The 13,449-nt window shown below is 63.0% G+C and carries 12 protein-coding genes; 3 read left to right on the top strand and 9 right to left on the bottom strand.

Features of this window, described 5'->3' with window-relative positions; translation table 11 throughout:
- Positions 1-110: 110 nt before the first annotated feature.
- Together glpX and U3648_RS14555 are read left to right on the top strand one after the other, a co-directional pair.
- The gene (glpX, locus tag U3648_RS14560) at positions 111-1,076 is read left to right on the top strand and encodes a class II fructose-bisphosphatase (protein ID WP_420860049.1); all 966 of its coding nucleotides are present in this window, start codon (positions 111-113) and stop codon (positions 1,074-1,076) included.
- Entirely contained in the window at positions 1,073-1,627 is a 555-nt protein-coding gene (locus U3648_RS14555) for a cysteine hydrolase family protein (protein ID WP_420859964.1), read from the top strand. Before glpX ends, U3648_RS14555 begins: the two co-directional genes overlap by 4 nt.
- A 3-nt stretch (positions 1,628-1,630) precedes the next feature.
- Here U3648_RS14555 and U3648_RS14550 read toward each other — a convergent pair whose 3' ends face one another.
- On the bottom strand, positions 1,631-2,611 hold the full coding sequence (locus U3648_RS14550; protein WP_420859963.1) for a GSCFA domain-containing protein: 981 nt from the start codon (positions 2,609-2,611) through the stop codon (positions 1,631-1,633).
- Positions 2,612-3,172: 561 nt separating this feature from the next.
- Between U3648_RS14550 and U3648_RS14545 the strand changes: the two genes are divergently transcribed.
- Positions 3,173-6,841 carry a vitamin B12-dependent ribonucleotide reductase gene (locus U3648_RS14545; protein ID WP_420859962.1) on the top strand — a complete coding sequence of 1,223 codons (3,669 nt, stop codon included), beginning with the start codon at positions 3,173-3,175 and terminating at the stop codon, positions 6,839-6,841.
- Positions 6,842-7,047: 206 nt separating this feature from the next.
- Here U3648_RS14545 and U3648_RS14540 read toward each other — a convergent pair whose 3' ends face one another.
- The 8 genes from U3648_RS14540 to U3648_RS14505 form a co-directional block, all read right to left on the bottom strand.
- Positions 7,048-7,518 carry an acyl-CoA thioesterase gene (locus tag U3648_RS14540; RefSeq protein WP_420859961.1) on the bottom strand — a complete coding sequence of 157 codons (471 nt, stop codon included), beginning with the start codon at positions 7,516-7,518 and terminating at the stop codon, positions 7,048-7,050.
- Positions 7,519-7,520: 2 nt separating this feature from the next.
- The gene (locus U3648_RS14535) at positions 7,521-7,952 is read right to left on the bottom strand and encodes a cupin domain-containing protein (RefSeq protein ID WP_420859960.1); all 432 of its coding nucleotides are present in this window, start codon (positions 7,950-7,952) and stop codon (positions 7,521-7,523) included.
- Positions 7,949-8,617: a haloacid dehalogenase type II gene (locus U3648_RS14530; RefSeq protein WP_420859959.1), complete on the bottom strand. Its 669-nt coding sequence runs from the start codon at positions 8,615-8,617 to the stop codon at positions 7,949-7,951. The genes U3648_RS14535 and U3648_RS14530 overlap by 4 nt, the downstream gene beginning before the upstream one ends.
- A gap of 45 nt (positions 8,618-8,662) precedes the next feature.
- Complete coding sequence (gene eno, locus U3648_RS14525) at positions 8,663-9,940, bottom strand: phosphopyruvate hydratase (protein ID WP_420859958.1); 1,278 nt, start codon at positions 9,938-9,940, stop codon at positions 8,663-8,665.
- Between the two features lie 43 nt (positions 9,941-9,983).
- The gene (locus U3648_RS14520; protein ID WP_420859957.1) at positions 9,984-10,877 is read right to left on the bottom strand and encodes a DMT family transporter; all 894 of its coding nucleotides are present in this window, start codon (positions 10,875-10,877) and stop codon (positions 9,984-9,986) included.
- A complete protein-coding gene (locus tag U3648_RS14515) occupies positions 10,878-11,297 on the bottom strand; it encodes a Fur family transcriptional regulator (RefSeq protein ID WP_420859956.1) in 420 nt (139 codons plus the stop codon).
- A gap of 61 nt (positions 11,298-11,358) precedes the next feature.
- Positions 11,359-12,201 carry a PhzF family phenazine biosynthesis protein gene (locus tag U3648_RS14510; RefSeq protein ID WP_420859955.1) on the bottom strand — a complete coding sequence of 281 codons (843 nt, stop codon included), beginning with the start codon at positions 12,199-12,201 and terminating at the stop codon, positions 11,359-11,361.
- The gene (locus U3648_RS14505) at positions 12,194-13,447 is read right to left on the bottom strand and encodes a cation:proton antiporter (RefSeq protein WP_420859954.1); all 1,254 of its coding nucleotides are present in this window, start codon (positions 13,445-13,447) and stop codon (positions 12,194-12,196) included. The genes U3648_RS14510 and U3648_RS14505 overlap by 8 nt, the downstream gene beginning before the upstream one ends.
- Positions 13,448-13,449: the final 2 nt, after the last annotated feature.

The following is a 13,449-nucleotide window of genomic DNA, read 5'->3' as shown; positions in this document are numbered from 1 at the left end:
CGGACCGGTCTGTTAACGTTATCATCGGCTTGAGGGCCATGCCGGGCTTGTCAGTCGGACGCGCGGGGCGCTAGGTGACCCTGAACGCATTCCAGAACGAGGGACATCCCATGGCAAAGGCCTCTGAATTTCACGACCGCATGTTGTCCCTGGGCCTGGCCCGCGTGTCCGAGGCGGCGGCGCTTGCCTCTGCCGGGCTGATCGGGCGGGGCGACGAAAAGGCGGCGGATCAGGCGGCGGTCAACGCCATGCGCGAACAGCTGAACCTGCTGGACATCGCCGGTGTCGTGGTGATCGGCGAAGGCGAACGGGACGAGGCACCGATGCTGTTCATCGGCGAAGAGGTTGGCACCGGCAACGGCCCGGCGGTGGATATTGCGCTGGACCCGCTGGAAGGGACCACCCTGACCGCCAAGGACATGCCCAACGCGCTGACCGTCATTGCCATGGGGCCGCGCGGTTCTATGCTGCATGCGCCCGACACCTATATGGACAAGCTGGCCATCGGGCCGGGGCTGAAGCCGGGCACTGTGACCCTTGCCATGTCGCCGTCGGAACGGGTGTCGGCACTTGCCGCCGCCAAGGGCTGCTCGACGGAAGACATCACCGTCTGCGTCCTTGACCGCCCCCGCCACGAAGAGATGATCGCGGAAATCCGGTCCACCGGCGCGGCGATCCGTCTGATCACCGACGGCGATGTGGCCGGCGTGATGCATTGTGCCGAACCGACCACGGGCATCGACATGTACATGGGGCAGGGCGGCGCGCCCGAGGGCGTTCTGGCTGCCGCCGCGCTGAAATGCATGGGCGGGCAGATGTTCGGCAAGCTGGTCTTCCGCAACGACGATGAAAAGGCCCGCGCCGCCAAGGCCGGGATCACCAATTTCGACCGGGTCTATACCCGCGACGATATGGTGACGGGCGATGTGATCTTTGCCGCGACCGGCGTGACCGATGGGTCGATCCTGCATGGGATCAAGCGCGATCCGGGACTTTTGACCGCCGAAACCATCCTGATGCGGTCCAAGACCGGGTCGGTGCGGCGGATGACCTACCAGCACCCCACCGGGAAATGACAGCGCCCGCGCTGATCCTGATTGACATCCAGACCGGTTTCGACAGCCCGGTCTGGGGCGACCGGAACAACCCGGACGCCGAGGAGAAGGCGGGCGATCTTCTGGCCCGCTGGCGAAGGGCTGGCGCGCCGGTTGTCCACATCCGCCACGTCAGCATCGAACCGGGCAGCCCGTTGGGCCCCGCGACAGGCGGCACCGCGTTCAAACCGCAGGTCGCGCCTGAGGCCGGAGAGGTGATTTTTGACAAATCGGTCAATTCTGCCTTCATCGGAACCGGGCTAGAGGCGCATTTGCGCGACATCGGCGCGACGGATCTTTTGATCTGCGGTCTGACCACGCCGCATTGCGTGTCGACCACCTGCCGGATGGCGGCGAACCTTGGGTTCCGGGTCCGCCTTACCCATGATGCCTGCGCCGCCTTTACCGGCAATGCGAATGGCGGCTGGGCCAACCTGCCCGCGATGACGGCGACAGAGATTCACGCCAGCGCCGTGTCGCATCTGCATGGCGAGTTCGTGACGGCGGTACGGGCAGAAGACGCGCAACCCTAGGCCCTATTCCGCCGCCAGCGCATCGGGCAGGTATTGGGCCACGATATGGCGGACAAGTCGGCGGACGATGAATTGCGACACATGCACCTTGTCCGCGTCATAGGCCACGATCCCGGCGGTGCGCACCGTTTCGTAGATCGGGACATAATCCAGATGGGAATGCGCCTGCCAAAGCTCCTCGGCCACGATGCGCAGCACCGATTTCGAATATTCATTGGCAGTGACGCAATCCATCCCGGTAAAGCTGTTGCCGATGGGGACGGGGGACACCGTCAAGATCACATTCACCCCCAGATCGCCCAGACGTCCGATTGCGGGGTCGAGGAGCGAGAGCGCCGCGTCTGGCCCAAGACGGCGAAAGGTGAACCGGGTCGGGTCACGCTCGGCGATGCGCGGGTCCGGCAATCGGTTCAGGTAGCATTGGGTCAGATGGTCGAACCAACTTTCGACATGACCCAACGTGATGATCGCGGTCGAGGATTGCGGCAACCAACGATACAGCTGGGCGACCTCCGCGCGCCGGGTCAGCGCGCGTTCGCGCGTCACGGTCTGGCCCCCGGCCAAAAGCAGGTCGGAAAACGCCGCCGGTTCGACCTCGACAATGGTTTCTGCCGGAAATTCAGTGCCCTGCACCGCCCAGTTGATCCGTTGCGCCATGGTGCCGGGGGTGAATTCGTTCAGGATTCCATTGGCGCGGGGCCATGGCCATTCCGATTTCGGAACGGCGTATCCGGCAACCGGGACATTGGCGCCGTGCTGTTCCAATTCGGTTTCCACATTCCGTGCAAAGCAGGACCCGAGGGTAAAGACCGGACGTCCATCGGTCAGGTTCATCGTAAACCTTGGCGACAGTTTCGGCAGGATCAAACCATCCAGTTCCCGCGGGTCATTGCGGCCCGGATACTTGCGAGCCGCTCCGATTTGACGCATCCGCGCCATGGCGGTTTCGAATGAAACCTCGGGGATTCTGGTGGGGCTGCTCACGAGATCCTGTGTCTTGTTGCTTTGGGTCACCCTCAGGATTTGTGGCCTTTATGTCAACGTGCACAATAGGTGGTAGGCGCGTGGCGCAGGTCGTGCCGCGCCAAGCCGGACCTCATCCAAAGCGTCAAGGTTGCGACCTAAGCCCCCCGGATATCAAAACTTTCCAAAATCGAACATTTGGATGCACAAGAATTAACCATCTGTGGGTAACTCGGGGGAGGAATCGGCGGACCCTGCACTTAGGGTCAGGGTCAACAGATTTTTCCTACATCTAGTCTAAAAATAACCGTTGACCCCCTAGGGGTAGATACGCCAGTTTGTGCGAGCCGGCCGATACGATACAACATTTAGTGGCAGGGACGGCGCAAACAGAACGAAAAAAGGGTTGCCCCGACGACGGGTGATTCACACTGACGCGGTTCGTCTGCTGGGGCGGGCCGCGACCGGGATCGGTTTGCGCGGACGCCACCTGATATCGCATCGGCCACGAGAGAGGGCGGCATCTGGGTGTCGCAGGATGAGGGATCAGCCGCAACGTCGGCAACCAAGGGGCAAGGCGCGATGAAGATCGAACGCAACTTCACGAAGGCAGGCAAGGACGCATATGCAGAGGTCGAATTCCGGACCACGTCGTCCGAGATTCGCAACCCGGACGGCACCGTCGTCTTCAAGCTGGACAACTGCGAAGTCCCGGTGAAATGGAGCCAGGTGGCCTCTGACGTCATCGCGCAGAAGTATTTCCGCAAGGCGGGCGTCCCGTCCGAGATGAAGAAGGTCAAGGAAAAGGGCGTGCCCGAATTCCTGTGGCGGTCGGAGCCGGTCGAAGGCGCGACCTTCTCGGGTGAAACATCGGCCAAGCAGGTGTTCGACCGTCTGGCCGGGGCCTGGGCCTACTGGGGCTGGAAGGGTGGCTATTTCTCGACCGAGGAAGACGCCCGCGCCTATTACGACGAAATGCGCTACATGCTGGCCACCCAGCGCGCCGCGCCCAACAGCCCGCAGTGGTTCAACACCGGCCTGCATTGGGCCTACGGCATCGACGGCCCGGCGCAGGGTCACCACTATGTCGACTACAAGACCGGCAAGCTGACGAAATCGACCTCGTCCTACGAGCATCCGCAGCCGCACGCCTGCTTCATCCAGTCGGTCAGCGATGACCTGGTGAACGATGGCGGCATCATGGACCTTTGGGTGCGCGAGGCGCGCCTGTTCAAATACGGCTCTGGCACCGGCACCAACTTCTCGTCCCTGCGGGCCGAGGGCGAGGGCCTGTCCGGCGGCGGCAAGTCGTCCGGCCTGATGGGCTTCCTCAAGATCGGCGACCGCGCCGCGGGCGCGATCAAGTCCGGCGGCACCACCCGCCGCGCCGCCAAGATGGTGATCGTCGACGCCGACCACCCGGATATCGAGGATTTCATCGACTGGAAGGTTCTGGAAGAACAGAAGGTCGCCAGCATCGTCGCCGGATCAAAGATGCACGAGCAGAAGCTGAACGGCATCTTCAAGGCGATCAAGACATGGGACGGCAAGGCCGATGACGCCTATGATCCCTCGGTGAACGACGCGCTGAAAGAAGCCGTCCGCGATGCCAAGCGGGTCGCCATTCCGGAAACCTACATCAAGCGGGTGCTGGATTACGCCAAGCAGGGCTATGACAGCATCGAATTCCCGACCTACGACACCGATTGGGACAGCGAGGCCTACAACTCTGTCTCCGGTCAGAACTCGAACAACTCGATCCGCGTGACGGATGCCTTCCTTCAGGCCGTCCGGGATGACGCCGATTGGGACCTGATCAACCGCACCAACGGCAAGGTCGCCAAGACCGTCAAGGCCCGCGACCTGTGGGAAAAGGTCGGCCACGCCGCCTGGGCCTGTGCCGATCCGGGCATCCAGTTCCACGACACCGTCAACGCCTGGCACACCTGCCCCGAAGACGGGCAGATCCGCGGGTCGAACCCCTGTTCGGAATACATGTTCCTTGACGACACGGCCTGTAACCTTGCGTCGATGAACCTGCTGACCTTCTACAAGAACGGCGAATTCCAGGTCGAAGACTACATGCACGCGACCCGCCTGTGGACCGTGACGCTGGAAATCTCGGTCATGATGGCGCAGTTCCCGTCGAAGGAAATCGCGCAGCGGTCCTATGATTTCCGGACCCTTGGTCTTGGCTATGCCAACATCGGCGGCCTGCTGATGAACATGGGCTTTGGCTATGACAGCGACGAGGGCCGTGCGCTGGCCGGTGCCCTGACCGCGATCATGACTGGTGTGGCCTATGCCACCTCGGCCGAGATGGCGGGCGAGCTGGGGGCCTTTGCCCAGTATGAAAAGAACAGCGCCCACATGCTGCGGGTGATCCGCAACCACCGCAACGCGGCCTATGGCAAAACCGAGGGCTATGAACAGCTTGCGGTCAAGCCGGTCGCGCTGGATCACGCCAACTGCCCCGACCAGCGTCTGGTCAAGCTGGCCATGGAAGCCTGGGACGAGGCGCTGAGCCTTGGGGAAAAGCACGGCTACCGCAACGCCCAGACCAGCGTGATCGCCCCCACCGGCACCATTGGTCTGGTGATGGACTGCGATACCACCGGGATCGAACCGGACTTTGCGCTGGTGAAGTTCAAGAAGCTGGCCGGTGGCGGCTACTTCAAGATCATCAACCAATCGGTGCCCGCCGCGCTTGAAAAACTCGGCTATGGCAGCGCCCAGATCGAAGAGATCATCGCCTATGCGGTCGGCCACGGCTCCATCGGGCAGGCCCCGGCGATCAACCACACCTCGCTGATTGGGCATGGCTTCGGTCAGGCTGAACTGGACAAGGTCGAGGCGGCGCTGAAGTCCGCCTTCGACATCCGCTTTGTCTTCAACCAGTGGACCCTGGGCGAGGCGTTCTGCCAGAAGACGCTGGGTATCCCGGCCGAAAAGCTGAACGACCCGACCTTCGACCTTCTGCGCCACCTTGGCTACTCCAAGGCCGAAATCGACGCCGCCAACGATCACGTCTGCGGGACGATGACGCTGGAAGGGGCGCCGCACCTGAAGGAAGAGCACCTGAACGTGTTCGACTGCGCCAACCCCTGCGGCAAGAAGGGCAAGCGGTATCTGTCGGTCAACAGCCACATCTACATGATGGCCGCCGCGCAGTCCTTCATCTCGGGCGCGATCTCCAAAACGATCAACATGGCCAACCATGCCTCGATCGAAGACTGCCAGAAGGCCTACGAGCTGTCCTGGTCGCTGGGGATCAAGGCCAACGCGCTCTATCGGGACGGCTCCAAGCTGTCGCAGCCGCTGGCCGCCGCGCTGGTCGAGGATGACGACGAAGCCGCCGAGACCCTCGCAACCGGGTCCGCACAGGAAAAGGCCGCCGTTCTGGCCGAAAAGGTGGTCGAAAAGATCATCGTCAAGGAAGTCCTTCGCACCCAGCGCGAAAAGATGCCGGAACGCCGCAAGGGCTATACCCAGAAGGCGATCGTCGGGGGCCACAAGGTCTATCTGCGGACGGGCGAATATCAGGACGGCAGCCTTGGCGAGATCTTCATCGACATGCACAAGGAAGGCGCCGGGTTCCGGGCGATGATGAACAACTTCGCCATCGCGGTGTCCGTGGGCCTGCAATACGGGGTGCCGCTGGAAGAATTCGTTGACGCCTTCACCTTCACCAAGTTCGAACCGGCCGGGATGGTGCAGGGCAACGACTCGATCAAGTCGGCGACCTCGATCCTCGACTATATCTTCCGCGAACTGGCAGTGTCCTATCTGGACCGGACCGATCTGGCCCATGTGAAGCCCGAAGGCGCCTCCTTCGACGATCTGGGCCGGGGCGAGGAAGAGGGCGTGTCGAACGTGGCCGCCCCGTCCGAAAGCGCCGCCTCCAAGTCGCTGGAAGTGCTCAAGCAGATCAGCTCCACCGGCTACCTGCGCAAGCGTCTTCCGCAGGAACTGGTCGTGCTGCAAGGCGGGATCGGGGCCACGGCATTCGCCGGGGCAGCCGATGCATCCGCCGCGCTGCAAACGCTGGTGCCCGAAGTGGCCACGGCACAGGTCGCCGTTGGCGGCAGCACCGCGCTCTCGACCGGGTCGGTCAGCATTTCGGCCCGCGACAAGGCCAAGATGCAGGGCTACGAAGGCGATCCCTGCGGCGAATGCGGCAACTACACGCTGGTGCGCAACGGCACCTGCATGAAGTGCAACACCTGCGGCGGGACCAGCGGGTGTAGCTAAGAAGATTGGCGGGGCGGACTCCAGTCTGCCCCGTCGGAACGCCTTGTGCGTTCCAACGTGGTCCGGCGCGGGTGCGCCCGCGCCGCCGACGTTCAGGCCGCAGGCAGAAACCGGGCGGTACACGAAAATGAGCCTGAACGGCGAAACTTTCAGAGGGGCTTCGGCCCCTCTTTTTTCTTGTTTCACAGCGAGTTGCCGGGCGTTGTTCAGGTGGCGCTCACGGCCCCGTCGATCCCTTCGAAGACCTTCAGGAAGCTGTCGGGCAGCGGCATCTTTCCCGACCCGTCAGGATACATCGCAACCATGATCCCGCGGAACCGGCTACACAGCCTGCCGCCCGCCCAAAGCTCGTTTTCAAGGGTAAAGCTGGAGGTGCGGAAACCGACGCAGCGGCAGGTGATGACATAGTCCTGTTCCGCGAAGAGCTCTGCCAGATAGTCGATCTCGGCCCGGAAGATGACAAGGCGTGGCTCGTCCGGGCCAAAGCTGGTCAGCCCATGATGCCGCAGATATCGAACCCGCGCGGTTTCATACCAGACCGTGTAGGCGGCATTGTTCGCGTGCCCCAGCGCGTCGATCTCGTTAAAGCGGACCCTGTCGGCAAGTGCATAGGCGGCGGGGGTCGCCACCCCGGCGGCGCGCTGTTCTTCTTGGCTCAGGCAATCGTGGTAGCGCATGGTCAGCTGTCCTGGATGGGAATGTCAAAGTCGGGCGGGGCCAGTTCAAAGCCACTGAACTGAAAGCCGGGCGACACGGTGCAGCCGACCAGCGTGTAGTCGCCGGTTGTCTGCGCGGACTGCCAGAACCCTTCGGGAACAATGGCTTGTGGCCCGATGTTTATCCCGATCTCAGGGGAAAGCCGGTGCCGCGTGGCAGGCCCCGCCGCTGTTTCCGCGATGAACAGGTCCAGCGGCGCGCCTGCGTAGAAATGCCAGATCTCGACCGCGTCGACCCGGTGCCAATGGCTGCGCTCGCCCGCCTTCAGCAGGAAGTAGATGCAGGTGCCGGCGGGGCGGCCCGATCCCCCAGCAACCCATGTCTGGCGATAATGGCCGCCTTCTGGATGCGGCTCCAGCCCCAATTGGGCGATGATATCATCTGCCGTGCTCAAACCTTGTCCGCCAGGTCATTGAAATCATGTGCAATAACGTCCCAGTCGGCATCGGCGGACAGGTCGGTGGTCTGGGCCGGGCCGTATTCCGTCGGGCGTGGAATGAACCCGGTTTTCAGCCCCGTGGCCCGGGCCGCGTGCAGGTCGCCATTGTGGGCGGCGACCATCATCACCTCGGACGGGTCAAGGCGCAGTGCGGCGCAGGCAGCTAGGTAGACCGCCGGTTTCGGTTTGTAATCGCGGGCAATCTCGGCCCCAAGAATGCAGTCCGATGGCAGCCCCGCATAGCGCGCAAGGCGGGTCATCAGGGCGATGGAGCCGTTGGAGCACGGTGCGATGATTGCCTTTTGTTTCAAACGGCTAAGGCCCGAAGTTACATCGCTCCACGGGTCGAGCCTTTCCCATGCCGCGTTCAGGTTGTCCGGGGCCACCACCCCAAACCGCGCAGCCACAGTCTTCAGGTTTTCAAGGTGCAGATCGTCGAGCGCGATATAGCCCCGGTTCCCCTCGCGCACCCGCGCCATCGCCGGGTCGTATTCCGCGCGCCAGGCATCGGCAAAGGCCAGCGCGTCAACCTGCGGCAGCACGGCCGCGACCTCGCGCGCGACGGAGGTGCGCCAGTCCACGCAGGTGCCGAAAACATCGAAGATGAACGCCTTGATCATGGGGGCAGAGTGCCTGCGCACCCGGCCCCCTTCAAGGTGAAAAGATCAGCCGCGCAGGATCGAACGGCCGGCAAATTCGGCCGAAGCGCCGAGCATTTCTTCGATCCGGATCAGCTGGTTGTACTTGGCCAACCGGTCGGAGCGGGCAAGCGAGCCGGTCTTGATCTGGCCGCAGTTGGTGGCAACTGCGAGATCCGCGATGGTCGCATCCTCGGTTTCGCCCGAGCGGTGGGACATGACGTTGGTCATGCGGGCGCGGTGGGCCATTTCGACGGCCTTCAGCGTCTCGGTCAGGGTGCCGATCTGGTTGACCTTTACCAGCATGGAGTTGGCGCAGCCGCGCGCGATTCCGTCGGCCAGACGGGCGGGATTGGTCACGAAGAGGTCGTCGCCGACCAGCTGCACCTTGTCACCCAGACGGTCGGTCAGGGCCTTCCAGCCGTCCCAGTCGTCCTCGCTCATCCCGTCTTCGATCGAGATGATCGGATAGTCGTTCACCAGCGCGGCGAGGTAGTCGACGTTTTCGTCGGAGGAGAGGGTTTTTCCTTCGCCTGCAAGGACATACTTTCCGTCCTTGAAGTATTCGGTCGCCGCGCAATCAAGAGCGAGGAAGATCTCTTCGCCCGGCTTGTAGCCAGCCTTTTCAATGGACTTCAGGATGAAATCCAGCGCGTCGCGGGTGGACGACAGGTTCGGCGCAAAGCCGCCTTCGTCGCCGATCCCGGTGGAAAGGCCCGCGGCAGAGAGTTCTTTTTTCAGGGTGTGGAACACTTCGGAGCCCATGCGCACGGCCTCGCGGATGTTTTCCGCAGCCACCGGCATGATCATGAATTCCTGAATGTCGATCGGGTTGTCGGCATGTTCGCCGCCGTTGATGATGTTCATCATCGGCACCGGCAGGACGCGGGCCGAGGTGCCGCCGATGTAGCGGTAGAGCGGCTGGGCGGTGTAATCGGCGGCGGCCTTGGCCACGGCCATCGACACACCGAGGATCGCGTTGGCGCCCAGCCGGCCCTTGTTCGGAGTGCCGTCCAGTTCGATCATCAGCTCGTCGATCTCGACCTGATCGGTGGCGTCCGCGCCGATGACGTTCTCGGCAATCTCGCCATTCACGGCGGCCACGGCCTCGAGCACGCCTTTGCCCATGTAACGGGCCTTGTCCCCGTCGCGGCGCTCGACCGCTTCGTAGGCGCCGGTGGAGGCGCCGGACGGCACAGCGGCGCGGCCCATGGTGCCGTCTTCCAGCGTCACGTCCACCTCAACAGTGGGGTTGCCGCGGCTGTCGAGGATTTCGCGGGCGTGAATGTCGATGATGGTGCTCATGGGATGCTCCTATCGGGCAGGGGTGTTAGCGATAACGGGCGCTCTATAGCGTCTCGGGATTGGAAAGGGAAGCGCGGCGCTTTGCCTGGGTTTCGCGCCAGAAACTGTAAAGGCCAGAACCGACGATGATGGCAGCCCCCAAAAGGGTCCAGCCATCGAGGGTTTCGCGGAAGATGATGACGCCAAGGGCAAGGCCAAAGACGATCCGCGTGTAGCGGAAGGGGGCGACAAAGCTGACATCGCCGACCCGCATCGCGGCAACCATCGCATAGACCGCCGGGATGAACAGGAAGCAGGCCCCGCCAAGGTAGAGCCATGCCATGCCTTCGGGCCGCAGGGGCGGGGTGTTCTGGGCCACACCCTGAATGAAGCCCGCAACGATCAGGGCCACGAAGGCCGCGGCCGACAATTGCAGCGTGTGAATATCCCGGTTGACCACGCGGGTGATCAGATCGCGCGAGGCTTGCAGGATGACGCCCAGAACCACGAGGATTGCGGCGGGTGTAAAACTGTCGCCGGTCGGGCGAAGCACGATCAGCACACCGCACAGCCCGATCAGGATCGCGGTCCAGCGGCGCCAGCCGACCGGTTCGCCCAGAAAAATGGCGGCCCCAAGGACGACCAGAAGCGGGTTGGCCTGAACAATCGTGGTGAATAGCGACAGGTCCACATCCCGCAGGGCAAAGACGAATAGGACCGATGCACCCGCATCAAACACCCCCCGCATTAGCGCAGCGCCCTGAAAGACCTGCAGGGGCAGTGGTTTCAGCCCCTTGGATTTCGCCGCGAGAGAGAAGGCGACCAGACCGACAATCCCGATCGCCACAAGCACCTGCGCCTTGGGCAGGGTTTCGGTGGCCAGTTTGATGCAGCTGTCCACGATGGCATAAAGCCCCATGGCCAAGGTCATCCATCCCGCGCCCTTGAGGTTGCCCACCTAGGATTTCCTGTCTTTCAGAGGGACGCCGTAGAGTTCCAGCCGGTGCCCCTTGATTTCATAGCCAAGCTTGCGGGCGATCTTTTCCTGCAGCGCCTCGATCTCATCGTCGACGAATTCGATGACGTCGCCGCTATTGAGGTCGATCAGGTGATCGTGGTGGGCCCGGTCCGCCGCCTCGTAGCGGGCGCGCCCGTCGCCGAATTCGTGCTTTTCAAGGATGCCGGATTCTTCGAGCAGTTTGACGGTGCGGTAGACCGTGGCGAGCGAGATTCGGTTATCCCGGTCGCTGGCCCGGCGATAAAGCTCTTCGACATCCGGGTGGTCGTCGGAATCCTGCAAGACCGAGGCAATGACCCGGCGCTGGTCGGTCATGCGCAGGCCCTTTGCCTCGCAACGGTCAAGAATGGTCTCGGTCATCTCGGGGGTGTCTTTAGGGGAAAGCGGCGCGTGGCTCCACACCCAATTTCGGGGCTTTGCGCTAACATGTGAGGGTTCCGGACATGGTGCGGACCGCATTGCCGGCCACGGTCACCATCCCGTCGCCGGTTTCGGTGCGAATGACCGAGGGGCGGCCCATGTCATCGCCCTGATGGATGCTCAGCGTTATGTCAGCCTTGCCGATCCGGGCCAGCAGGGCGGTCAGGGTTGCCGCCGCGCTGCCGGTGGCCGGGTCTTCGGGGATGTTGTCCAAGGGCGCGAACATGCGCGCATCCACCCGGTTCCCGTCCCGCACATAGGCATAGATCGCGAAATCCAGCGGGGTGGGGAACCGGCGGGCGCCCTCGCGGAAGGCGTCGGTCACGGGCAGGCAGGCGGACAGGCTGTCGCGGCTGTCCAGCCGGACAAAGGTGAAGGGCAGGCCAAGAGAGCATTGAATCGGCGCATGGGCGGTGCAATCCACCGCGGCAACCGGCAGGCCAAGGCAGGCGGCGATAAGCTCCGGGTCAGGTTGGCCGAAATCCTCCAGTTTCGCCGTGACACTGAATTCGGCGGCGCCGGCTTTTGCGTGGGCGGGCAGGGGGCCGATGTCAAGCTCCAGAATCATCTCGGGCCCCTTGCCAAGATCAGACAGGGCCACCGCCGCGCCGATGGTCGGGTGGCCGGCAAAGGGCACCTCCATCGTCGGGGTGAAGATCCGCAGGCGGGAGGTGTGGTCAACGGATTGGGCGGGGTAGAGGAATACGGTTTCCGAGAAATTGAATTCGCGGGCGATCTTTTGCAGCTTGTCTTCGGGCAGGGACGTAGCATCCGGGATCACTGCAAGCTGGTTGCCGCCAAATGGTGCGTCGGTGAAGACGTCATAAACGAAGAACTCAGTCATGGGGCAGCTCCGGTGCGCGGCCAAACCGTTCGGCCACCCGCGTTACGGTCAGACCCTGCACGATGATCGAAAAGACCACGACGATATAGGTGCAGGTCAGGATCAGTGGTTTCCATTCCGTGTCGGGCAAGGACAGGGCCAGCGCGACCGAAATCCCGCCCTTCAGACCGCCCCATGTCATGATCGGGATCACGCCGGGGCTGAAATCGCGGAACGGGCGCAGGACAAGGATGGGGATTGCCACGGCGGCCAGTCGCGCGATCAGTGCCAGACCGATGGACAGGACGCCCGTCATCAGGAAACTGGTGTCGAAGGCGACCGCGAAGACCTCGAACCCGATCATCAGAAACAGGACGGCGTTCAGGATCTCGTCGATCAGTTTCCAGAAGGCGTCGACGTATTTGCGGGTTTCTTCGGACATGCCGTACTTCGCGCCGACGTCGCCGATCAGCAGGCCTGCGCAAACCGCCATGATCGGGGCCGAGACATGCAGCCAGACGGCCAGTTCATAGCCGCCGAAGGCAAGGCCAAGCGTGATCAGCACCTCGAGCGAATAGTCGTCGATCAGGCGCATGACCCGGAAGGTCAGCCAGCCCAGGACGATCCCCAAAAGTGCGCCGCCAATCGCCTCTTGCACAAAGAGGGTCAGCGCGGCGGAGACGCCCGATGCGTGGTGGTCGTCCGCGGGAAAGGCCAGCCCGATCAGCACAAGGAAGACCACGTAGCCGACCCCGTCGTTGAACAGGCTTTCGCCCGCGATCTTGGTTTCCAGCGATTTGCGCAGGTCGGCTTCGCGCAGGACGCCCAGAACGGCGACAGGGTCGGTTGGCGAAATCAACGCGCCGAAGACCAGCGCGACCAGCAGCGGCATCCCGGTGATCCAACTGAACCCGACCCCGACGATCAGGGTGGACAGACCGACCCCCAGCGTCGCCATCAAGAGGACGGGCAGCCATTGCGCCCGAAGGTCCCCCAGTTTCACATGCAGCGCACCCGCGAACAGCAGAAGGCCCAGCATCCCTTCCAGAAGAGCATCGGAAAACTCGATCTCCAGCACCTCGGCGCGGATCGCCTCTTCGACTGTCAGGGCGGGAAACAGCGCATCGGTCACGATCACCGCGAAAGAGGCCAGAAGCGCCACCACGAGGATGCCGATTGCAGAGGGCAGTTTCAGGAACAGGTAGTTGATGGCCCCGAACGCCCCGGCGAGGACAATCAGGAGAGAGGCGATCTGCAAAAGCGACATGG

Source organism: Marivivens marinus, from assembly GCF_035969385.1.
GTDB lineage: Bacteria > Pseudomonadota > Alphaproteobacteria > Rhodobacterales > Rhodobacteraceae > SELP01.
Note: the sequence above shows the minus strand (reverse complement) of the source record. Positions and strands in the feature narration are given on the sequence as shown.

Coding starts and splice junctions, on each gene's coding strand:
- U3648_RS14510 (WP_420859955.1), bottom strand. CDS start 12,201: ATGACTGAGTTCTTCGTTTATGACGTCTTCACCGACGCACCATTTGGC.
- U3648_RS14505 (WP_420859954.1), bottom strand. CDS start 13,447: ATGTCGCTTTTGCAGATCGCCTCTCTCCTGATTGTCCTCGCCGGGGCG.
- U3648_RS14530 (WP_420859959.1), bottom strand. CDS start 8,617: ATGATCAAGGCGTTCATCTTCGATGTTTTCGGCACCTGCGTGGACTGG.
- U3648_RS14555 (WP_420859964.1), top strand. CDS start 1,073: ATGACAGCGCCCGCGCTGATCCTGATTGACATCCAGACCGGTTTCGAC.
- U3648_RS14515 (WP_420859956.1), bottom strand. CDS start 11,297: ATGACCGAGACCATTCTTGACCGTTGCGAGGCAAAGGGCCTGCGCATG.
- glpX (WP_420860049.1), top strand. CDS start 111: ATGGCAAAGGCCTCTGAATTTCACGACCGCATGTTGTCCCTGGGCCTG.
- eno (WP_420859958.1), bottom strand. CDS start 9,940: ATGAGCACCATCATCGACATTCACGCCCGCGAAATCCTCGACAGCCGC.
- U3648_RS14545 (WP_420859962.1), top strand. CDS start 3,173: ATGAAGATCGAACGCAACTTCACGAAGGCAGGCAAGGACGCATATGCA.
- U3648_RS14540 (WP_420859961.1), bottom strand. CDS start 7,518: ATGCGCTACCACGATTGCCTGAGCCAAGAAGAACAGCGCGCCGCCGGG.